The sequence below is a fragment of the Streptomyces sp. NPDC031132 genome, from assembly GCF_055570595.1.
Window position 1 is genome coordinate 1 of the sequence record NZ_JBVIGX010000062.1, and the last position, 21,177, is coordinate 21,177.

General features: G+C 71.7%; 21 protein-coding genes. 12 read left to right on the forward strand and 9 right to left on the reverse strand.

Annotation, left to right across the window (positions count from 1 at the left end):
* Positions 1-484 precede the first annotated feature (484 nt).
* The gene (locus ACZ49B_RS37790; protein ID WP_468315471.1) at positions 485-1,375 is read left to right on the forward strand and encodes a DUF4436 family protein; all 891 of its coding nucleotides are present in this window, start codon (positions 485-487) and stop codon (positions 1,373-1,375) included.
* 276 nt (positions 1,376-1,651) lie between these two features.
* On the opposite strand, the gene ACZ49B_RS37795 is transcribed toward ACZ49B_RS37790, so the two are convergent.
* Positions 1,652-2,920, reverse strand: a complete 1,269-nt coding sequence (locus tag ACZ49B_RS37795; protein ID WP_468315474.1) for a YhgE/Pip domain-containing protein — start codon at positions 2,918-2,920, stop codon at positions 1,652-1,654.
* A gap of 257 nt (positions 2,921-3,177) precedes the next feature.
* Here ACZ49B_RS37795 and ACZ49B_RS37800 point away from each other — a divergent pair, with 257 nt between their 5' ends.
* The gene (locus tag ACZ49B_RS37800) at positions 3,178-3,807 is read left to right on the forward strand and encodes a TOPRIM nucleotidyl transferase/hydrolase domain-containing protein (protein ID WP_468315477.1); all 630 of its coding nucleotides are present in this window, start codon (positions 3,178-3,180) and stop codon (positions 3,805-3,807) included.
* Between the two features lie 102 nt (positions 3,808-3,909).
* Entirely contained in the window at positions 3,910-4,701 is a 792-nt protein-coding gene (locus ACZ49B_RS37805; protein WP_468315479.1) for a DUF4190 domain-containing protein, read from the forward strand.
* Between the two features lie 20 nt (positions 4,702-4,721).
* On the opposite strand, the gene ACZ49B_RS37810 is transcribed toward ACZ49B_RS37805, so the two are convergent.
* The 3 genes from ACZ49B_RS37810 to ACZ49B_RS37820 all read right to left on the reverse strand — a co-directional run bounded on the left by ACZ49B_RS37810 (position 4,722) and on the right by ACZ49B_RS37820 (position 8,728).
* Positions 4,722-6,245: a class I adenylate-forming enzyme family protein gene (locus ACZ49B_RS37810; RefSeq protein ID WP_468315482.1), complete on the reverse strand. Its 1,524-nt coding sequence runs from the start codon at positions 6,243-6,245 to the stop codon at positions 4,722-4,724.
* Positions 6,246-6,293: 48 nt separating this feature from the next.
* Entirely contained in the window at positions 6,294-7,919 is a 1,626-nt protein-coding gene (locus ACZ49B_RS37815; protein WP_468315485.1) for an alpha/beta hydrolase, read from the reverse strand.
* A 236-nt stretch (positions 7,920-8,155) separates the two neighbouring features.
* Positions 8,156-8,728, reverse strand: coding sequence for a TetR/AcrR family transcriptional regulator (locus ACZ49B_RS37820; protein WP_468315487.1), 573 nt, complete (start codon positions 8,726-8,728; stop codon positions 8,156-8,158).
* 123 nt (positions 8,729-8,851) lie between these two features.
* Here ACZ49B_RS37820 and ACZ49B_RS37825 point away from each other — a divergent pair, with 123 nt between their 5' ends.
* The 3 genes from ACZ49B_RS37825 to ACZ49B_RS37835 all read left to right on the forward strand — a co-directional run bounded on the left by ACZ49B_RS37825 (position 8,852) and on the right by ACZ49B_RS37835 (position 11,088).
* Positions 8,852-9,301, forward strand: coding sequence for a nuclear transport factor 2 family protein (locus ACZ49B_RS37825; RefSeq protein WP_468315490.1), 450 nt, complete (start codon positions 8,852-8,854; stop codon positions 9,299-9,301).
* Positions 9,302-9,534: 233 nt separating this feature from the next.
* Positions 9,535-10,176: a hypothetical protein gene (locus ACZ49B_RS37830; protein WP_468315492.1), complete on the forward strand. Its 642-nt coding sequence runs from the start codon at positions 9,535-9,537 to the stop codon at positions 10,174-10,176.
* Positions 10,177-10,251: 75 nt separating this feature from the next.
* Positions 10,252-11,088: a hypothetical protein gene (locus tag ACZ49B_RS37835; RefSeq protein ID WP_468315493.1), complete on the forward strand. Its 837-nt coding sequence runs from the start codon at positions 10,252-10,254 to the stop codon at positions 11,086-11,088.
* 128 nt (positions 11,089-11,216) lie between these two features.
* Here ACZ49B_RS37835 and ACZ49B_RS37840 read toward each other — a convergent pair whose 3' ends face one another.
* Together ACZ49B_RS37840 and ACZ49B_RS37845 are read right to left on the reverse strand one after the other, a co-directional pair.
* Positions 11,217-12,542, reverse strand: coding sequence for a M20/M25/M40 family metallo-hydrolase (locus ACZ49B_RS37840; protein WP_468315496.1), 1,326 nt, complete (start codon positions 12,540-12,542; stop codon positions 11,217-11,219).
* 79 nt (positions 12,543-12,621) lie between these two features.
* The gene (locus ACZ49B_RS37845) at positions 12,622-14,253 is read right to left on the reverse strand and encodes a carboxylesterase/lipase family protein (RefSeq protein ID WP_468315499.1); all 1,632 of its coding nucleotides are present in this window, start codon (positions 14,251-14,253) and stop codon (positions 12,622-12,624) included.
* A 241-nt stretch (positions 14,254-14,494) separates the two neighbouring features.
* Between ACZ49B_RS37845 and ACZ49B_RS37850 the strand changes: the two genes are divergently transcribed.
* The 5 genes from ACZ49B_RS37850 to ACZ49B_RS37870 are packed head-to-tail and all read left to right on the forward strand — an operon-like array spanning position 14,495 to position 19,007.
* A complete protein-coding gene (locus ACZ49B_RS37850) occupies positions 14,495-15,670 on the forward strand; it encodes an ABC transporter substrate-binding protein (RefSeq protein WP_468315502.1) in 1,176 nt (391 codons plus the stop codon).
* A gap of 1 nt (position 15,671) precedes the next feature.
* A complete protein-coding gene (locus tag ACZ49B_RS37855; RefSeq protein ID WP_468315504.1) occupies positions 15,672-16,559 on the forward strand; it encodes a branched-chain amino acid ABC transporter permease in 888 nt (295 codons plus the stop codon).
* Positions 16,556-17,533 carry a branched-chain amino acid ABC transporter permease gene (locus ACZ49B_RS37860; protein ID WP_468315507.1) on the forward strand — a complete coding sequence of 326 codons (978 nt, stop codon included), beginning with the start codon at positions 16,556-16,558 and terminating at the stop codon, positions 17,531-17,533. Before ACZ49B_RS37855 ends, ACZ49B_RS37860 begins: the two co-directional genes overlap by 4 nt.
* Positions 17,530-18,303, forward strand: coding sequence for an ABC transporter ATP-binding protein (locus ACZ49B_RS37865; protein WP_468315509.1), 774 nt, complete (start codon positions 17,530-17,532; stop codon positions 18,301-18,303). Before ACZ49B_RS37860 ends, ACZ49B_RS37865 begins: the two co-directional genes overlap by 4 nt.
* Positions 18,300-19,007: an ABC transporter ATP-binding protein gene (locus ACZ49B_RS37870; protein ID WP_468315512.1), complete on the forward strand. Its 708-nt coding sequence runs from the start codon at positions 18,300-18,302 to the stop codon at positions 19,005-19,007. The genes ACZ49B_RS37865 and ACZ49B_RS37870 overlap by 4 nt, the downstream gene beginning before the upstream one ends.
* A 137-nt stretch (positions 19,008-19,144) precedes the next feature.
* Here ACZ49B_RS37870 and ACZ49B_RS37875 read toward each other — a convergent pair whose 3' ends face one another.
* The 3 genes from ACZ49B_RS37875 to ACZ49B_RS37885 all read right to left on the reverse strand — a co-directional run bounded on the left by ACZ49B_RS37875 (position 19,145) and on the right by ACZ49B_RS37885 (position 20,187).
* Positions 19,145-19,396, reverse strand: coding sequence for a GNAT family N-acetyltransferase (locus ACZ49B_RS37875; RefSeq protein WP_468315515.1), 252 nt, complete (start codon positions 19,394-19,396; stop codon positions 19,145-19,147).
* Positions 19,397-19,404: 8 nt separating this feature from the next.
* Positions 19,405-19,659, reverse strand: a complete 255-nt coding sequence (locus ACZ49B_RS37880) for a GNAT family N-acetyltransferase (RefSeq protein ID WP_468315517.1) — start codon at positions 19,657-19,659, stop codon at positions 19,405-19,407.
* Positions 19,660-19,767: 108 nt separating this feature from the next.
* Positions 19,768-20,187 (reverse strand): hypothetical protein, encoded by a 420-nt coding sequence (locus tag ACZ49B_RS37885; RefSeq protein WP_468315520.1) that lies wholly within the window; start codon positions 20,185-20,187, stop codon positions 19,768-19,770.
* Positions 20,188-20,356: 169 nt separating this feature from the next.
* Here ACZ49B_RS37885 and ACZ49B_RS37890 point away from each other — a divergent pair, with 169 nt between their 5' ends.
* Positions 20,357-21,037, forward strand: coding sequence for an isochorismatase family protein (locus ACZ49B_RS37890; RefSeq protein ID WP_468315523.1), 681 nt, complete (start codon positions 20,357-20,359; stop codon positions 21,035-21,037).
* Positions 21,038-21,177: the final 140 nt, after the last annotated feature.

Consider the following 21,177-nt stretch of genomic DNA (forward strand, 5'->3'; position numbering starts at 1 on the left):
CCCAAAAACCCCCACCGCGCCTTGCTACGCCTTTCGGCGGGTGCGGCGTCTTTCGGACAGGGGCCGAACAAGAACGGGGGGCCCGCGGGGTGGGGCCCGGCGGCCCGGGAGGCTGCTGAGGCGCTGCCCGGTGTGGGGCCGAACGCTGCCAGACAGGTCAGAGCGGCCGCGGCAGTCACCGCGTGGATGCTGTGCTTTGGCATGTGTTCTCGTTCCTCTGCCGACGTCGGCAGCAGCCACTGACGGGACCGGGCCGCAACGGTTGGGGCGGAACGCGCCTTTTCGACGCTACCGGGTAGCGCGTTCGGGTGCACGCGGAGCGGTCACCACCCGTAACTCCCTGCCCGTCCGACACGATGGGACGCGCGCCGCACCGCACGGCCCGACCCGCACGCATTGCCGGAGCGCCCCGTGGCGGCGCGAGGTCCGCTCCCGGTGTCGGGCCGGACGAGTCCCTTCACTTTCCCACCTCGCCGGAGTCACCATGGCCGCACCGTCGGACCCGCCTCGTCCCCGCCGCTCCGGGGGTTCGATCCTGCCGGTGCTGCTGCCCATCGCGGTCCTGATCGTGGTGGCGGTGGCCGTGGGCTCGTGGCTGCAGTTCACCGAGCGGCAGGCGGGCGACACGGTCCACACCGTCGGATCCTCAGCCGCCGACCGGGTGGACGTGGAGGCCGCCGTCCAACACGTCGACGCCACGGCCAGAGAGCTGGTACTGCGCGTCTGGGTCACCCCGCGGGGGACCCTCGGCGAGGCGGAGGGGGCCGCGCCGGTGGCCGATCTCAGCCTCCAGACCTCCGGGGCCACCCTCGGCGACCTGGAGTTCCCGGCGCACGAGCGGCTCGAGACCAGTGACGTGCAGGTCGCGCTCTCGGGCGGGTCGATCAGCGACTACCCGTTCGACACGTACGAGACCGACATCGGGTTCCGGGCGCAGCTGGGTGGCAAACAGGTGCCGGTGCGCTTGCTGCTCACCAACAACGACACGCTCTTCTCCCTCTCCGCGGAACCCGCGCCCTCCCGGCAGGAGGCCGTCGTGGCGCTGGAGCTGTCCCGATCGGGCAGCCTGCTCGTCTTCGCGTGCTTCATGATGGTCGTGATGTGGGCGCTGGCGGCGTCCGTGCTCCTCGGGACCTGGTACCTGACGACCCGCACCGAAGGCCTGGTCTGGCCCGCCCTCGCCTGGATGGCCGCCACCCTGTTCGCCCTCGCGGCGTTCCGCAACACAGCCCCCGGCACACCCCCGATCGGCTGCGTGCTGGACTGGTTCGCCTTCCTGTGGGCAGAGACCATCATCGCCCTCTGCCTGATCACCGTGGTCGTCACCGGCGTCCGCACCGCCCTCCGCCCGGACGACACCCGCCCCACACCGTGAGGCGATCCGCACCTCGAGGCGGACGCCGCCACCCCTGACGGGTGCGCCCGGCGCAACCGGTCCATCATGGAAGACGCAGGCCGGAGTCCGTGCGGCCGCATCCGCGCGCGTGCGACGCGCGCGTCAGCCGGGAGGTGGCCCCATGGACGTGAACATGGACGAATCGCGCAGGGCTTGGGCCATGATCATCGGTATCCTCGCCGTCATCCTCGCCAACCTCACGGCGATCGTCCTGATGAACACCGTGGGAAAGTGAACGGCACTGGTTCCACGGGGTCAGGCGGGCTGCGGGGTAAGGCGCTTGTGGCCCTTGCGGTCGTAGTACGTGGTCATGGCGAAGCCGAAGAGCAGGGCGAGGACCGCGCCGATCGCGATCATGATCCATGAGCGGGTGAGACCCGCATCGCCGCGGGCGTCGAAGTAGAGGATCGCCCGCACCCCGTCGCTGAGCTGCCGCATGGGCTCGAAGTGGGACAGGAAACGGTAGAAGCCGGGGACGGCCTGGAGCGGCACGGTGGCGCCCGACGAAGGCAGGCCCAGGACGATGAACAGGAACATCGACACCAGTTGGCCGATCCCGCCGAACGCGGCGTTGATGGCCTGCACGCCCAGGCCGACGGCGAGGGCCGCGCAGTACGAGTAGATCCACAGCAGGGGCAGGTGGGACGCGTCCATGCCGAGGATGCCGACGCAGGCGACGAGGACCAGCGAGGCACTGACGAGCGTGATGCCCGCGGTCATCGCCATCTTCAACAGCAGGGTCTGCGTACGGGTGATCGGCACGGTGGGGCGGCGGGTGTGCCAGGGCCCGATCTCGTTGTCCGCGTAGCCGAGGGCGGTGTCGACGCCGTTGCTGATCACGTTGCCACCCATGAACCCGGCCAGTACGAGCAGCAGGGTGTAGTAGAACGCGGTCAGGCCGAGGCCGCTGTGCAGGCCGATCGGGTGCCCGACCTGGGTGACGACGTTCACCGGGTCCGCGAGCAGCAGCTTCCCGGTGGGGCTCGCCTGCGCCCCGGCCGCCGCCGCGAGCTGTCTGCCGATGGTCTGGGACGCCTGGTGCGCGGCCCTGGTCGTGATCTGACTGGCGAGGGAGGAGCCGAGGCTGCCCTTGCCGGGGTTGGTGAGCACGGTGATCGTCGGCGCTCGGGTCGCCCCCGGCGTGGTGAGGGCGGTGACGTCGTCCGTGAAGCCGGCCGGGACGATCAGGGCGCCGTAGACCTTGCCGGAGTCCAGCTGGTCCTGGGCCTGGGCACGGGTCAGCGTGCGCCACTCGGCCTTGCCGCCTCCGGTGTCGGCTGCGATGGCGGTCGTGACCTGTGTGCCCAGGTTCTCCTGCTGTCCGGGCGGCGGTTTGCCGAGGTCGTCGTTGACGAGGGCGATGGGCAGGTCGCGCAGGTCCCGATTGGGGTTGACGATGCCGCCCATGTACAGGAGGGACAGCAGCAGGGCGAGCAGCCCGGTGAGAACCGTGGGCACCAGCCACAACTGCGGGCGGCGCAGCAGCGTCGCGGCAGTGGCCTGAGGGGCGGCGGGCTCGGCCATGGTTCTCCGAAGGTTCGGGCGGTGCGAAGACCGCACAGCGGGCGAGGGGCCGAACGGGTGATGCCGCGGCGACCGTACGAGAGGCCAGCATGCGGCCCGCACCCGCCCGGGCCGTCGCACGCCTCGCGTTCCTCCCTCCGTTGCAGTACGTGGACGGCAGCGGGGCGGCAGCGGGTGGCGCAAACCTCCGCGGGCCCCGGCCGGCGCCGGGCGAATATTCCGTGCCGTGCCGGTCGGTGGACGTGCAGACTTGGTCCATGGTGGACATGGGGGCGTTCCGGGACGCAGTCGGCCGCTGGGCGTCCGGCGGTCCCGGCGGACCGGCGCGTGACCTGGCCGAGCAACTGGGGCTGCGGACGGCGGTTCTGCTGGAAGGGCTGAGCGACCTCGCGGCCGTCGAGGCGCTGGCCGCACGGCGTGGCCGGGACCTCGCCGCCGAAGGGGTGGGCGTCGTGTCGATGGGCGGTGCGATGAGCGTGGGGCGCTACGCCGGCCTTCTCGGTCCGCCCGGTCTCGGCCTGCGCCTGACGGGACTGTGCGACGAGCGCGAGCAGCGCTACTACGAGCGTGCACTGCAACAGGCCCAGGCCCAGGCCCAGGCGCCGGGCCCGGCCTTCTTCGTGTGCGTGGCGGACCTGGAGGAAGAGCTCATCCGCGCGCTGGGTACGGCGCGGGTCGAGGAGATCATCCTGGCCGAGGGCGACGTGCGTGCCTGGCAGACGTTCCTGCGCCAGCCCTCGCACCACGGCCGGCCCCGGGAGCAGCAGTTGCGGCGTTTCCTCGGCACGAAGAAGGGCCGCAAGATCCGCTACGGCCGTCTCCTGGTGGAGGCCCTCGACCCCGGACGGGTACCGGCCGCGCTCGACGACCTCTTCACGAGCCTTTGACCGCTGCGCGAACGTGCCGCGCGCACCGGACCCCCGGCCCGGCATTGTCATGTCCTGGCTGTAGGTTGCTTCTCACCGTCTGTGCAAGGAGCACCCACACGCATGTCCATACCGCCGCAGCCACCCTCGTCGCCCGAGCCGTACCCCCAGTCGGGACCGTACGGACAGCCGGGGCAGCCCGGGCCGTACGGCGGCCAGCAAGGCTGGTACGCACCGCCCCCGATGTCGCAGAAGACCAACACGTTGGCGATCGTGGCCTTCGTCATGTCGATCGTCTGCGGGTTCCCGCTGGTCCCGCTGATCCTCGGCATCGTCGCCCTCTCCCAGATCCGCGCCCGCGGCGAGAAGGGCAAGGGCTTCGCCATCGCGGCCATCGTCATCCACAGCCTGGCCCTCGCGTTCTCCGCGGTCATGCTGGTCCTCGGATTCTCCGGAGCCCTGGACGACGGCCCCCCGCCGAAGCGCGACACCAGCGGTCAGGCCACCACCTCGGGCTCGGTCCACGTGGAGGACATCCGCAAGGGGGACTGCTTCAACACGGGCGGCAAACTGGCGGAGTACGACGAAGAAGAGGGCGGTGACGCCAGCGCCGGCTTCTCGGTGAAGATCGTGCCGTGCGCCGAACCTCACGAGGGGGAGGCGTACAGCGTCTTCGACCTGGACGGCGGATCCTACCCGGGCAAGGACAAGGTCATCTCGATCGCCGAGGAGAAGTGCGCCGGCCCGGCACTCACCGGCTACGTGGGCGCCGATGCGAAGCTCTCGGAGACGCTCGAGGTGTACTACTACTTTCCGCAGCCCACCACTTGGATCCGCGGCGACCGAGAGGTCACCTGCTTCATCGGCGACACCAGCGGCTCCAGCACCGGCTCCCTCCGCGCCGCCGGTTCCTGAGCCGCGGTCGTCGGCCGGGGCTACGGCGTGGCGGGTGCAGGGCTCGATCCGGCAGCCCGCTTCCGCAGCAGGCGCTTGTCCGGCTTGCCCCGGTCGGTGAGGGGAAGGGCCGACTCCCAGAAGACGGTGGTCGGCCGGTGGGCCGGTGACAGCGCATCGGCCGCCAGCCGGCACGCCTCGGCGGCCACCGCCCTCGCGGGAGGGTGACCCGGCGCCGCCACGAGGAAGGCGCACACCTCCTCGCCGGTGAGATCGCTGGCCCGGCCCACCACCGCGGCCTCGGCCACCGCGGGGTGCCGGGTCAGGGCCGTTTCGACCGGACCGCAGTAGATGTTCACACCGTCCACGATGACGACGTCCTTGACCCGGTCGTCGAGGTAGAGGTACCCGTCGGCGTCGAAGTGGCCGAGGTCGCCGGTCCTGAGCCATCCGTCCCGCATCACCTGGGCCGTGAGGTCGGGCTGGTTCCAGTAACCGGCCATCATCATCTCGGACCGTACCCACACCTCTCCGGTACGGCCTTGCTCCGCCTCTGCCCCGTCCTGCTCGCGCACCTGTACGTCCACACCGGGCGCGGGACGGCCGACGGACGCCAGGAGGTGCGGCCGGTCGGCCAGCCCCGCGTCGTGGTCGGCCGCCGACAGCCTGCAGACCACCCCGGCTTCGTTCATCCCGTAGCCCTGCCGCCACCTCGGCCGCGCATCCCAGCGGGTGAGGGCCTGGCGCAGCCGCTCCGGATGGACGGGCGAGTTCCCGTACGACACCTGGGCGAGCCCCGGTACGCCGTCGGCGGTCTCCGGGTCGTCGAGCAGCCGGTACACCATCGAGGGCGTCAGGTACGTGGACACGGGCGCCAGGCGCCGACAGGCGGCGGCGAACTCCCTCGGGTCGAAGAGTCCGAGGATCTCCACCCGGCCTCCCGCACGCAGGTGCTCCAGGCACCGGCCCCCGGAACGCTGCGCGAGCGAGGTGACCGACAGGTGGACCGACTCCGCAGGTCCGCGGTCCTCGCCGCCCTTGCCGCGCGTATCGGTCCGGCCCGCCATCGCGGCGAAGGTGGAGGCCACGCCCTTGGGCCTGCCCGTCGTGCCGCCGGTGTACGTCACACGCGCCACGTCGTCCTCACGCGCCAGAAGGGGCACCGGCCGGACTTCCCGGGAGCGGGCCAGCCGCATCAACGCCTCCATCCCGATGCGCGGAACCCCGGTGTCCGGCACCGGGGTGTCGTTCACCACCACGACCGGCGCGCAGTCCCGCAGCAGGAAGTCCAGGCCATGGGTGGCGGGACCGACGATCACCTGGGTCAACCGCGCGCCCAATACGTGCGCGGCCAACCGGACCAGAAGCGCCTCCGGCCGGTTGCCGCTCACGCAGGCCAACCCGGCCCCGCGCCGCACCCCCAGCTCCCCGAGGACGCCCGCCAGCCGGTACGTATCGGCCAGCACCTCGGAAAAGCCCGCGACCACGGGCCCGGCCCCGATCGCGAGCCGCCCCGCGTTCCGTTCCAACGCACCGATCAGGTCCGTGACATACCGCGCAGCCATCTCCGCCACCACCGCCTCCACACCCGTCCCGACCAGTCTCCGACGTGCTCAGCGCAGGGCGGGGATCACATCGCGCGTTTCGTCGACCTCGATGCCCGTGGTGCGGCGGGCGAGCGATTCCGGGGGCGTCTCGTCCGCACATACGGTGCCGCGTGCAGGCAGCGCCTTGGTGGCGAGGTAGTCCGTGACCAGGGCGCTGACGCACGCGCTCCGGTTGTAGGCGGTGTGCCCTTCGGCGGCGAAGGTCAGCAGCCGTCCGCTGTCCAGCGTCCCGGCGAGGGCCACGGCGTCCTGGTACGGGGTGTCCGGGTCCCCGGTCGTACCGAGGACCAGGATCGGGGCGGAACCGGCGGCCCGGTAGGAGCCCTCGTAGCGGCTCGGTCGCTCGGCCGGCCACTGGGCGCAGGTGGGCGCGTGGTTGTGGTCGTACGTGGGCGGCCCGAGGCCGATGGGGGGTCCCAGCAGCGGAGCGGCGGCGACATGGGCGCTGACCAGCGTGCCCAGGAGCAGGCGGCCGGCCGGGTAGACGCGGTCGGCGCACTCGACGGCCATGTTGACGTTGAGGAAGTCGAAGGACGCGGGGGAGGGCGGTGACAGCAGGAACGAACCCTGGTGTGCCTGGGCCGCCCGCAGGGCCTGTCCCAGGTGGGGCCAGATCTCCTTGCCGGAGTTGATGTTGAACATGAGCCGGTAGGCGAGGGTGTAGCCGGTGGCCGGGCGTCCGCTCGCGGTGATGACGGGGTCGGCGTCCAGCGACCGCTTGAGTTCCTCGAAGGCCTGCCGCGGCCGGCCCTCGCCGAACCCGCAGGCGGTGGCGTTCTGAGCGCACCAGTCCAGGAACCGGCCGACCGCCGCGTCCAGGGCGACGAACTGCCCGGCGTCATACGCGTACGGCACGTCGGCGTAGCGCCGCGGATCGTAGGCCCCGTCCAGGACCATGGCGCGCACGCGCCGCGGGAACTGCGCGGCGTACACGGTGCCGACGTAACTGCCGAAGGAACGGCCGTAGAAGGAGAGCGTCTCCTCGCCGAGGGCCTGCCGCAGCAGGTCGATGTCCTTGGCGTTCGACCCGGTACCGACGAACGGCACGAGGTCTGCGGAGCGCTCCTGACAGGCGTGTGCGAACTCGAGGCCCTGCCGGACGGCGGTGTGCAGAGCGCCCGGGCCGGGTACGCCGCGCGCGGCGTCGACGGCGGCGGAGTACTCCGCGTCGTTCCAACACTCCACCTGCCCGCTGCGGGCCACGCCGCGCATGTCGTACCCGACGACGTCGAAGGCGTCGCGGAGCGAGGCGGGGAGCGCGTCGTAGCTGTTACGGGCGAAGTCCACACCGGAGTTGCCGGGCCCGCCGGGGTGCAGCAGCAGGACGCCGGTGCGGTGCGCAGGGTCGGCGGCGAGCCGCCGGGTGACCGCGAGCGGGATCGTACGCCCCGTGGGCCGGCGGTGGTCCAGCGGCACCAGGGCGGTCGCGCATTCGAAGCCGTCGCCCGGGTCGTCGGCGTCCGCGCCGTCGCAGGGGCCCCAGGACAGGACGGGAACGGGCGGGGCGGCGAGGGTCGTCGCCGTGGCGGTCCCGGGCGCGCCCCCGAGGAGCGCGGTGACCGCGATCAGGACAAGGGATATCCCCCACACCACTCGTTTTTTGCGGGGGTCATCAGCCAAACGGCTCTGCATGCGGCGATCCTCCGTCATGGGTGTTGCGGAACGGGCGACAACGTAGCCGCTGGCTGCCGCCGGTGTCGGCCCACCAGGAGTTGATTCCTCCTTACCACCAGGAGGTGACCCCTACTCACCCCGAGGGAGGCGTTCGGCGTACGACCAGGGGTGTACGCACCCGGAGAAGGCCCGGGCTGACGCTCCAACTCGGGTCGGACCGCGGTCCGTTCCGCGCCGCCCCGGCGACATTGCGGTCAGCGCGGCCGCAGCCCGTCGAAGACCACCTCGAAGATCCGCTCCCGGGCCGCCGGGTCCGCGCCGAGCTGCTCCAGCATCGCGCCGGTACCGACGAGCAGGGCGAGCAGCTCCGGCAGGCGCAGCTCCGGGCGGACCACCCCGGCCTGCTGGGCATCGGACAGCAGGCCGGCCAGCCGGGTCTGGATCTCCTTGGTCGGCTCGTGCAGGGATGCGTGCACGTCCACCCCGGCCGCGGCGAGCGCCTGGGCGAACTCGTTCTTGCCCGCAGACTGTTCCACCACCAGGCGGAAGCAGGCGAAGAACGCCTCGGCCGGATCGGCCTGGGCCGCCAGCTGCGCGGTCATGGCCGACATCTCCTCCAGCCTGCGCACCATCACCGCCTCGAGCAGCGCCTCCTTCGTGGGGAAGTGCCGGAAGAGCGTGCCGACACCGACCCCGGCAGCCCGGGCGATCTCCTCGGTCGGCACGCCGACGCCGCGGGTGGTGAACACCTCGGTGGCGGCATCGAGCACCCTGGCCCGGTTGCGGGCGGCGTCCGCCCGCAGCGGGCGCTCCTGAGGGCCAGTCATTTCTCTTCTGCCTTCCTCTGCCGGCGGCGACAGAACGTCTGGACAACCGGAGTCGTCAGTCCGTATCGTTGAAAACGGAGCCGCTAGTCCGATTCTAGTGGCTGATCCCGCCGGAGGTTGATCATGCCCAAAACGCTGTCACCGCGAGAGGTCTTCGAGAAGTTGCTGGGGCGCATCGGCGCGGGGCGCTTCTCGGAGCTGGCCGAGCTCTACGCAGAGGACGCTGTCGTGGAGACCGTCTTCGAGCCGGTCGGGCCGCGCCGGTTCGAGGGCCGGGCCGTGCTCGAAGCGCGGTTCGCGGAGGTCAGCGCGAGTTCGCCCGTGGAGCTGACCCCGGTGAACGTGGTGGTACGGGAGACCGATGACCCGGAGGTGGTCGTTGCCGAGTGGGACTACCGGGTTCACCACCGCGGGAGCGGACGGACCTTCGACACCGCCAACATCCAGGTACTGCGGGTCCGAGACGGCCTGATCGTCGGCAGCCGGGACTTCCACGACCACCTCGCCCTCGTCGTGGCAGGCGGCCACCTGCCGCAGTTGGTGAAGGCGTTGGAGGACAAGCAGCACGGTTAGGCCGCCCTGCCATGTCGGTGAACGTCCACCTCACCGATCCGGGCCGGCGTGTGGCCGGGGTGGTCGGTCCGTAGGCCGGGCGGGTGACGGCGTCGGCGAATAGAATGAAGCCAGCTGTACGTCCTGCGCTCGCCACAGGCTCCCGGCCTCCGTTGCGGGTGGGCCAGGGCCCGCCCGTGGGCCGCTCGCCCGGTCGATCGTCCGGGCCGGACCACCCGTCCGAGAGGACGACCATGACCCGCCACCTCCGACGGCGGGCACTCGCCCCGCTTGCACTGCTGTCCGCACCCGCGCTGATGCTGCTGACGGTCGTACCCGCTGCCGCTCAGCCTCCGGCGGCTGCGTCAGCCGCCGTGACCGCCCCGTCGATCTGCCATGGTCTGCAGCAGGGCCAGGACCCCTACCACGTAGGGTGCCGGCAGGGGTACCTCCAGGGCTCCAGCTCCGGCAACCGGGACGGCAAGCCGCCCATCTGCCGGAAAACCCTTCCGCCGCTGACCCCGCCCAACCCCACACCGTTCGTACAGGGCAAGGCCGAGGGCTACGCGTACGGCTACAACCAGGCGTACGCCAAGTCCGCGGCCGCCAACCGGGCCGCGTGCGACGCCGTGAACAAGCCGCAGCCCCCGACCAAGCCGCAGACCCCGACGACCCCGCAGCAGCAGACCCCGGACAGCATGTTCGCCGCCGGCAAGGCCGCCGGGGAGGGTTGGGGCAACGAGGAGGGCAAGGCGTGCGTCACCGCACGCACCCACGCCCGGCTGGTGCCGCAGCAGAAGCCCGACACGCTGATCCTCGCCTATCAGAACGGCTACGCGGTCGGCTACGACACCGCCTACGACGAGTCGTTCCGCCAGAACTGCCTGAACAAGTGACGTACGTTCGACCAACGCAGTGAGAGGGCAGGTTCACGCCGGGAACCGGGGGATGGCGGAGGCTATGGTCGGCGGGTGAGCCACACCGAAGGGCGCTCCGGGGGAGCGGGACCATTCACAACCCGGCTGACCTGGCACCCCGTGGAGGGGGGCACCGCGGTCTGGGAGTCCCGCGTGGCACGCAAGCGCGGCCTGATCACCGTAAGCGCTGCGGGCGAGCCCGAGTCGCGCAACCGAATCTCCGACGGTGCGTCTGTCGGTCGGCTGCGCAGGCTGAATGCCGTCGCCGCGCTTGCGTTCACCGTCGGCGGGGCCCTCTTCGCCCTCGGCGCCTGGGTCGCCCAGTTCGGCTCGAGCAACGCAACGGGCGCCTGGATCTACTTCGCCGGCGGCCTGTTCTTCAACACCGGCGGCTACGCCTCGCTGCTCCAGGCGATCAACGCTCCGCGCCCGGAGGCCGGAGCGGGCTCGCTGGCCACGCGAGCCTGGGCCTGGTGGAGCTACGAGCCCTACCGGATCGACTGGCTCAGTACCTTCGTGCTGTTCGTCGGCACCCTCGTGTTCGGCATCAACCTGCTGAGTTCCCTGTTGCAGGGGCTCTCGGTCCAGCAGGTGAACAGACTGGTCTGGGCCCCTGACATGGTCGGCTGCATCCTCTTCCTCGTCTCGGGGCACCTCGCACTTCTCGAGGTCTGCCATGGCCGGCCGGGCGTGCGCACCCGTGACCTCAGCTGGTGGATCGTCGCGATCAATCAGCTCGGATCCGTCCTGTTCCTCATCTCGGCTCTGGCGGCCTTCACCCGTCCCGCGACCGGAAGCCCGGTGAACGAGGACATCGCCAACTGGGGGACTCTGACAGGGGCGCTCTGCTTCTCGGCCGGGGGAGTCCTCCAGCTCTTCGAGCGCCCCTGACGGGTGTTGCGGAAGGCGCGGTTCGGGTCGGTCGCCCCGGTTCTGCGTCGTCTGGTGCTTCGTCAGAGCCCGGAGTGCCGGACGAGGTTTCGATGACGACACCTGCGACACCCGCGGGTGGCACCCTGCTACATGGAGAGTCTGAGGACCGCGTCGAGCAGGCATCGCCCGCCGAACATCAGATCGCTGATCCGGGCGTGCTCGTCAGGCGCGTGGATGAGCCGCATGATGTCGGCGTCGCTCGCCGAGGGAAAGAACCCGATCACCTTCGTTTCGGGGAAGGCGCGGGCGTCCGTGGCGGCCGGATTGATGTACGGCAGGACCCGCGCCCCCGGCTCGTGGGCGGCCACGGTGGCGCCCAGCACCCGCAGGATCTCCGGGTCGTCATGGACGAGGTGGCTCACCCTCCCGTGCACCAGCGCTACCTCCACCTGGTCGCCGACAGCCCGCTGGACCTCCTCCGCCCACCGATCGGGCAGCTCGCCGGGCAGCAGACGTCCGTCCAGCACCACGCTCGCCTCGACGGGCACCACGTTCTGCCGCTGCCCCGCGGACAGCATGGTGGGGGTGGCGGTGTTGTGCAGCCCGGCCACGACGAAATCCCGCAGGACGGGATCAATGGGCAGGCTGTTCGCCCGGGCCCAGCTCGGTTTCCTCAGCAGCCGCTCGATGGCCTGCGCGCCCGCGCCCGGGTGCAGGTCCGCCAGTGTGCGCAGCATCCGGTGCGCGGCCGGGAGTACCACCGTCTCGGGGGCGTACGCCCGCAGCCGCAGCAGTGCCTCGGCGAGCGTGAAGAGCGCCGACTCCGAGCGCGGGACGGAGGCGTGGCCACCGGGCCCGCGCGCGGTGACCCGCATCCGGGCGTTGCCCTTCTCGGCCACCTGGACGGTGTAGAGGGGGCCGCCGGGAGTGGTGAAGCGCTGGCCGCCGCCTTCGTTGAACGCGAACTCGGCCTCGACGAGGCGGCGGTGGTTCTCCCACAGCCAGTACGCTCCCCGCCGGCTGCCGGCCTCCTCGTCGGCGGTGACCACCAGCAGTACGTCGCGGCGCAGCGGTGTCCGGTGCCCGGCGAGGAGCTGCATGATCAGCAGGCTCGCGGCGATCTGCCCCTTCATGTCGAGTGCCCCGCGACCCCACACGCAGCCCTCGGCCACCTCGCCCGAGAACGGCGGACGGCTCCACGCCTCGGGAGGGGCGCCGACGACGTCGGCGTGGCCCAGCAGCATGAGCGGCGGTTCCCGTCCCGACCCGGGCAGCCGGGCGACGAGGTTGGCCCGTCCGGGCTCGGACTCCAGGACGGAGTGCCGGATGCCGGAGCGGGACAGCTCGCGGGAGAGGTAGCGGGCGACGGCGATCTCGTTCCCGGGCGGGTTCGAGGTGTCCAGGCGGATCAGGGCCGAGAGGTGGCCGACGAGGTGGCGTTCCTGGTCGGCCCACGAGAAGGGCAGTGCCATGGGTCGGGGTGGCGCGGACACGTGTGCTCCGGAGTGCTGGGGGTACGGCCCGGCCCCGTGGCAGGGCCGGGCCGACCGGTCAGGGCGACGTCGGCCGGCGCAGGCGCCGCCAGTATCCGGCGAGGTCGTTCGTGGCGGTGGTGACCGTGTCCAGGCTCATCGTGGTGCGGGAGTCCCGTTCGTAGCGCTGCCAGTTCGGCATGGCCGGGTGGTTCGGGTCGCCGGTGCGGATGAAGGAGATCCATGCCGCGTGCAGGGTCGAGGCGAGACCCTCACGGATGCGCGGGTCGAGCCCCGTCAGGAAGGGCGCTTGCGACCACTTGTCGAAGTTGTCGAAGACGAAGGGCAGTTCCAGGCAGTGCGCCGCCGCCAGCCGGCCGCCGTGCGCGGGCGTCGGGAGGTCGAACTGGTACGCCCACACCGGACGCTTGCGGGCCGCCGCCCGCCGCTCGGCGAGCGCCAGGCCGGGCATGCGGAACAGGTCGTCGCTGATCAAGTCCATGAGTACGTCCACCGGACGGGCGCCCGGCCGGGCTTCCTCGTACGCACCGTACGCCTCGGCAGCCCGGTTCCCGAAGGTGTCCCGGGCCCGGGCGAGCACCTGGTCCTTGGTTGCGGCGGCGTACGTCGGGTCGAGCCCGAAGGCGAAGTTGGCCTCCTCCCTGGTACAGCCGATCAGGATGTCGATGTCCGCCCCGGGACCGCTGAGCAGCAGGTCGGAAGGATGCCGGTCCAGCGTCACCTCGTCGAGCACCGGCAGGTACGGCGTCGACCAGTACCCCCATCGCCCGGTGCGCTTGAACATCTCGACGGTGGCGCCCATCAGCTGCTGCCAGGGCAGGGTCCGCAGCTGCGCCACGTCCTCGGCCCCGAGGATGTCGAGGAAGGTGGCGCTGCGCTGCAACGACTCCGTACGCGTGGGGATCTGCAGCCCGAGCGGCGGGCTCTGGAGGATGGCGCGCCGGAAGAGCGGGCGGCCCTGGGGCCGGGCGCCGGCCAGCGCCGCGACCGAGAACGCGCCACCGGACTGGCCGGCGAGCGTGATGTCGTCCGGGTCCCCGCCGAACGCGGCGACGTTGTCCCGTACCCAGCGCAGCGCGGCGAGCTGGTCGGTGAGCCAGAAGTTCCCCCCGGCGCCGTCCTCGCCGAAGTAGAGGTACCCGAGCGGCCCGAGCCGGTAGTTGATGGTCACCACGACGAGGTCGCCGTCGCGCGCGAAGGTCTCGCCGGAGTAGACGGGCAGTGAGCCGGATCCGGAGATGAAGCCGCCGCCGTGGATCCAGACCATCACCGGCCGCTTGGCGTTGTCGGCCCGCGGGGTCCAGACGTTGAGCGTGAGGCAGTCCTCGTCGAAGGGGGGCCAGCCGTGCGTCCCGAGCACCTGGTCGCCCCCTTCCCGGTAGAGCTGCGGCGCACTGGGGCCGAACGCGATCGCGTCGCGCGTTCCCGACCAGCCGGGATGGGGCTGGGCCGGCCGCCAGCGCAGGGCGCCGACCGGCGGCGCCGCGTAGGGCACGCCCTTGAAGACGGCGAGCCCTCCCTCGACGACTCCGCGCAGCCGGCCCGCGGGAGCGTCCACGACGGGGGAGGGTTCGTCCGCGCGCGGGGCGGCCTGCGCCGCGTGGCCGGCCGGAATTCCGGAGAGCAGCGCGGCACCGGCCAACACCGTGCTGTTCTTGAGGACTTTGCGTCGCGATGGATCGTCGGTCATGGTGCTTCACTCCCTGACTGATCACGGGCCCGCCGCCGCAGCGATATGGCGGACATTTGACGACCGCAAGTGTTACGACATGTACGCGATCGGGGTCAAGAGGCGGGGGGTCTTGTTGCTCAATATCTCGCGAACTATTGACGGCCGTCTCAATGGCGCGATAGACACGTGTCACCCTCCACGGCACCCCATCGGCAACACCCCGGTCCGCAGGGCCGGGCACACAACGTACGGAGTCTCCATGGCAGGTCGGTTTCGTCCCGTTGGTCTGATCGCCGTCACGACGGGCCTCTTGCTGACCACCGCATGCGGTGGCGCCAGCCTCGGGACCGGCGACGGCGACGAGCAGGGCGGGCCCGTGAAGATCGGGCTCCTCGTCCCGCAGTCCGGCACGTACAAGGCGCTCGGCGACGACATGAAGCAGGGCTTCGAGCTCTACGTCAAGCAGCACGGCGGCAGACTCGGCGGCCGAGAAGTGCAGATCGTCATCGCGGACGAGGGGGAAACGGCCGACTCCGGCAAGGCGGCGGCGGAGAAGCTCGTCAAGCAGGACCGGGTGCTGGCGGTGAGCGGCGTGGTCAGCTCTGCCACCGTCAACGGGGTCAAGGACCTCTTCGAGACCAACAAGATTCCGCTCGTCGGCTCGAACGCCTCGCCGACGACGCTGACCGGGACCGAGTACATCTGGCGCACGTCGTACGTCAACGACGAGCCGGGCAAGGCGCTGGGCAAGTACGTCGCCGAGAAGGCCGGCGGTCCCGTCTTCCTGATCGCCGCGGGCTACCAGGCGGGCAAGGACGAGGTGGAGGGATTCAAGTCCACCTTCCTCCCGGCCGGGGGCAAGCTCGCGGGGCAGGAGGTCTACACCCCGTTCCCGGGGACGAAGAACTTCCAGCCGTACCTCGCGCAGATCCAGAACTCCGGCGCGAAGGCGGTCTTCTGCTTCTACGCGGGCGGCGCGGCCGTCGACTTCGTCAAGCAGTACCGGGACTTCGGGCTGGCCGGCAAGATCCCGCTCTACGCGCCCGGCTTCCTCACCGAGGGCGGCGTGCTGAAGGGCCAGGGAGAGGCGGCCGACGGCATCCTCACCGCGCTGAACTACAGCGCGGACCTGGACAACACGGCCAACAAGCAGTTCGCGCCCGCCTACCAGTCCGCCTACGGCGCGCCCGCGACCACCTACGCGATGGCGTCGTGGGACGCGGCACAGGTGCTCGACAAAGCGATCAAGGCGGCGGGTGGCACCGTGACCCCGGAATCGGTCAACGCCGCCATCGCCAAGGTGGGGGACATCGACAGCCCGCGCGGTACCTGGCAGTTCAACAGCGGTGGTACGCCCGTCCAGCCGTGGTACCTGCGCGAGGTCAAGCACGGGGCCAACACGGCCACGTCCGAGCTCGGCCGGCTGGGCGGCTGACATGACCGGATGGTTGAACGCGAACCTCGCCAGCGTCGTCAGCGCTGTTGACGGGGTGGCCTTCGGTCTGCTGCTGTTCACGATCGCGGTCGGACTCTCCCTGGTCTTCGGCATGATGGACGTGCTGAACCTGGCCCACGGCACGCTCTACCTCGCCGGGGCGTACGTCGCCTACGCGCTGTCCGACGGGAGCCTGTGGGGCCTGGTCCTCGCGCTGGCGGCCGGGGCCCTGGTGGGCGGCGTGGGCGGGGCCGCACTGACGTTCCTCACCCGGCCGCTGGCGCGACGCGGGCACCTGGACCAGGCCGTGCTGACGCTCGGCATCACCTTCATCGTCGCCGACCTCCTCGCCGCGGCCTTCGGCGGCGAGGTGCTGCCCACGGACCCGCCGACGGCGCTGCGCGGGACGGTGGACCTCGTCGGCCATGCCTATCCGGTCTACCGGCTGGTGTTCATCGGCGTCGCGGCAGCCCTCGCGCTCCTCGTCCACCTCGTCTTCGAACGCAGCTCGCTCGGAGCGCTCGTACGGGCCGCCGTCGCGGACCGGGACATGGTGCGCGCGCTGGGGGTCGACGTCCGCAAGGTGCTCTACGGGGTCTTCGCCTCCGGCGCGGCCCTGGCGGTGGTCGGCGGTGTCCTCGGGGCGCCGATCCTGGGCCCCGGTCCGGGCGTCGACGAGACCGTGCTCGTCCTCTCGCTCGTCGTCGTGGTCGTGGGCGGCCTCGGATCCGTACGAGGAGCGCTTGCCGGAGCGCTCCTCATCGGGCAGGTGCAGACCCTCGGGGTGGCGCTGCTCCCCGAGTACGCTCCCTTCCTCCTCTTCGGCGCGATGCTGCTCGTGCTCGTCGTCCGCCCGAACGGCCTGGTCCCGTCGGCGGTGCGCACATGAGCCCGCACCCGGCTGCCCCGGCGGGTGTGCGGCGGCTGTCCGTGACCGCCGTCGTCGTCGCACTCGCCCTGGCCCCCTTCGTCCTCGGCCCCTACGCCGTCGGCACCCTGTCGCGGATCCTGGTGTTCGGGCTGCTCGCCCTCAGCGTGAACCTGCTCACCGGCCTGACCGGACTGCCCACCCTCGGCCAGTCGGCGTACTTCGGGGTCGGTGCCTACACGGCCGCCATCGTGGCGACGCGCCTCACCGACATCGGAATCCTGCAACTCCTCATCGCCGCGGGCGTCGCCGCGCTGGTGGCGGTGCCGACCGGGTGGCTGGCGGTGAGAGCCCGGGGCGTGGTCTTCCTGATGCTGACACTGGCCATCGGCGAGATCGCGTACAGCGCCGCCGTCAACTGGAAGTCGCTGACGAACGGGACCGACGGCGTATCGGGCATCCCGCCCGTCGTACCGCTGCCCGGCATGCCCGCGCTGGCGCTGGACGGCCTCGTCTACTTCTACGTACTGGCCGTGTTCCTGCTGCTCTTCGCGGCCGTCTCCCGCCTGGGATCGACCCCGTTCGCCCTCGCCCTGCGCGGCATCCGTGACAACGAGCCACGGATGAGGGCGATCGGCTATCCGACGCGGCGCTACGCCCTGACCGTCTACTGCGGAGCCGGGGCGCTGGCCGGCGCCGCCGGAGCCCTGTGGGTCTCGGTGCAGCGGTTCGTCTCGCCCGGCGACGCCGGCTTCGAGATCGCCGCCCTGGCCCTGCTGGCCGTCGTCATCGGAGGCTCCGGATCGATGGGGGGAGCCTGCGCAGGCGCCGCACTCGTCTGGCTCACCCGCGACTACCTCGGAAACCTCGAAGCCATCTCCGGGCGTGGCCCGTTGCTGCTCGGGGTGCTCTTCGTCGTGGCCGTCTACACGCTGCCCCGCGGGCTGGCCGGCGTACGGCTGCCGCTCAAGCCGACCCGGAAGAGAACGACGTGAAAGACCACGACCAGAGCCACTCGCTCCTCGAACTACGGGAGGTGTCGCGGCACTTCGGGTCCTTCCGGGCCCTGGACGAGGTCTCCCTCACCGTGGGGGCAGGGGCGCGGCACGCGATCATCGGCCCGAACGGTGCGGGCAAGTCGACGCTGTTCGGCCTGATCTCCGGCACGCTGCCCGTCACCGCCGGATCCGTCATCGTCGACGGGAAGGACGTGACCCGGCTGCCCGTGCACCGCCGGGTCGGGCTCGGCGTCGCAGCGACGTTCCAGCACTCCAGTCTCTTCCTGCGCGAGTCCGTACTGGAGAACGTCCTGCTCGCCGTGTTGCGCCGGGCCGGGGGAGGCCTCGGGGGCCTGCGGAAGGTCGGCGCCCGGCCGAAGGAGCTCGCGCAGGCGCACGCGCTGCTCGAGCGGGTGGGCCTGCCCACCCGGCACGAGGTCGCGGCGGCCGAGCTCTCGCACGGCGAGCGGCGGCAGCTGGAGGTCGCCGTCGCACTGGCCACCGAACCCCGGCTGCTGCTCCTGGACGAGCCGGCCGCCGGCATGTCTCCCGCGGAGACCGCGCGGCTCACGGAACTGATCGCCGCGCTGCCCGGCGAGGTGACCGTACTCTTCGTCGAGCACGACCTCGACATGGTCTTCGAGCTCGCCGACACGGTCACCGTCATGCACCTCGGCAGACACCTGATGACCGGCACCCCGGACGAGGTACGGGCCTCCGCCGAAGTCCAGACCGCCTACCTCGGCACCGTGGAGGTCTCCTCGTGAAGCCGTTCTTCAGCGTGCGTGAGCTGCGCTCCGGTTACGCCGGGGGCGTCGTCCTCGGCGGTGTCGAGCTGGATCTCGACGCGGGCGGGATCGTCGCCGTCCTCGGGCGCAACGGGGTCGGGAAGACCACCCTCATCTCGACCGTCATGGGGCTCGTCCGTCCGTACGGGGGCAGCGTCACCCTCGACGGCCGGGAGATCGCCGGAGCCCGCGTCGACGTCATCGCCCGAGCCGGGGTCGGAGTCGTCCCGCAGGGGCGCCGGGTGTTCGCGCCGCTGACCGTGGCCGAGCACCTGACGATCGCCTCGCGGCGTCCGGCGACCGGCCCGTGGACGAGGGCCCGCGTCCTCGACCTGCTGCCGCGGCTGGGGGAGCGGCTCGGGCACCGGGGCGACGAACTCTCCGGCGGGGAACAGCAGATGCTCGCGATCGCCAGGGCGCTGCTGGGAAACCCGCGCCTGCTGCTGCTCGACGAGCCGTCGGACGGCCTCGCGCCCGCGATCGTCGCCCAGGTCGGTGAGGTGATCCGCGAGGTGGGCGCGCAGGGCATGTCGGTCGTCCTCGTCGAGCAGAACCTGGGACTCGCCTTCTCCGTGGCCCAGGACGTCGCGGTCATGCAGAAGGGGCGCATCGTCCACCGAGCGGCCTGTGCGGAATTCGCATCCCGTCCCGACGACCGCCGGCGCCTGCTCGGCGTCGACTGAGCGGGACCGTCCCGTACGCGCGCACGGCGTACGGACGGGGGGCGAGCGGGGAACGAACGGTGGAAGGCGCCGGCCGTTCGTTCCCCTGCGCGCGCGGACCCTCGGGGAGAAGGCCACCGTCGAGGAGCAACCGCCCCTCAGGTCAGGGGCAGCTGCATGAGGGTCAGGTCGAGCCATCGGCCGAACTGGGTGCCGACCTCCGGCACGGTGCCGGCGTGGCGGAACCCGAACCGTTCGTGCAGCCGGATGGACGCGGTGTTCTCGGCCTCGGTGCCGGCGACGACGACGTGGTGGCCGGCCTCGCGGGCCGAGGCGATGAGTTCGGCCAACAGCGCGGAGCCGATGCCGAGCCCGTGCATGCCGTCGCGGACGTAGACCGAGTCCTCCACGGTGTGGCTTACCCGTCCTTCTCCCGCCACGGACCGTAGACCGCGAACCCGGCCGTCCCGCCCTCCACCTCGGCCACGAACGCCGAGCCGCGCGCCAGCTGGGCGGCGAGCCAGGCCGCCCCCTCGGCCGGGGACTGCAGGGTGTCCGTCCACAGGGCCGTCGAATACTCGATCGCATGGTTGCGGATCGCAACGACCGCCTGGCCCCCAACCGCCTGATCGCCACACAGCTCACCGCCCCTCGCCGCCGCCCTCGCCCACACCGGCGCCCGCTGGACTCACGGAGCAGCCCAGCACGTCGGCTGAGTAGCGCACGGGTGCGGGAGTCGGGCCGGGGCCGTGTTGCGGGGCCCCGGCCCGGCGGGCTGCCGCTACTCCGGCTGTGTCACCGTCAGCGACCAGCGAGTGGTCTGCGTCGACGCGTCGACACCGACCGTGAAGCTGCCCCGCCGCACGACGCCCGCGTCCATGCCGGCCGAGCCGACTCCGGCGCTGCCGACCGGGCACTCCACGTCGAACGCGGCCACGGTCGCCCCCTGCGATTCCATCGTCACCCGCACGTTGCCGCCTCCGTCACAAGCCACCGTGAGGATGGTCGGCAAGCCCTCCGAGGCACCGCCCGAGGCGACGCCGCCGTCGCCCCGGAACTCCTCGACCCACACCAGCCCGTCGGGCCCGGGGTGCGGGAGCATCCCCCCGTCCGCCGCGGACGCGGGCACGGCCGCCCCGAGGCCCACCGCCCCGACTGCCGCCAGCATCACCAGGGTTACCGTCTTCTTCGCACGAATCACGCCTGCTCCTTGATGGCCCGTCATGGAGTGGACAGCGTCCAACAGCTCGGCGCCGCGCACCTGAGTACGCGTACTCAGATGCGCAGCAGCGCCCTGCGGGAGCGCGCGCCACCCGCGCGGCGGATGCAGTCCCGTTTGGCGACACCGAGTTCCGGACAGGAGCACCACCGTGCCCGACAACGAACCGTCCCCGCACGCCTGGCACATCGACGACCGCGAGTACCGGCGCCAAGAGGAGCGCCGGGGCCGCCGATTCGCGTACACCAGCCTCGATCCCGCCCGCACCGCGCTGGTGGTCGTCGACATGGTGCCGTTCTTCGTCGACCCCAACCCGTACTGCCGCGGCATCGTCCCGAACATCCGGCGCCTGGCCGGCCGACTGCGCACCGCCGGCGGAACGGTCGCCTGGGTACTGCCCGGCCGTACCGAGCGCACCCGGGTCGGCGACGAGTTCCACGGCCCCGAGGCGGCCGAGATGTTCCGCACCGCCGGCGGCAGCGGCCCGCTCCCCGAACGCTTGTGGCACGGCCTCACCGTCGGCGCCGACGACGTGCTGGTGGAGAAGACCGCGCCCAGCGCCTTCTTCCCCGGCCACTGCCCGCTCCCCGAGCGGCTGGAGGAGCGCGGCATCGATACGGTTCTGATCACCGGGACGGTCACCAACGTCTGCTGCGAGTCCTCCGCTCGCGATGCCTGGACGCTCGGCTACCGGGTCGTCATGGTCGCCGATGCCAACGCCACCGGCCGCGACCAGGACCACAACGCCACCCTCCACACGGTCTACCGGTCCTTCGGCGATGTGCGGCCGACGACGGACGTCCTCGCGCTGATCGACGGCGGCGTGGTCTGAGTTCTGCGATGCTGATGCTTGATCAGGGAGCGGTGCAGGGCCTGGGGGGGGGGGGGGGGGGGGGGGGGGGGGGGGGGGGGGGGGGGGGGGGGGGGGGGGGGGGAGGGGAAACGAGGCGAAAAAAGACCCCGCCACCGCAG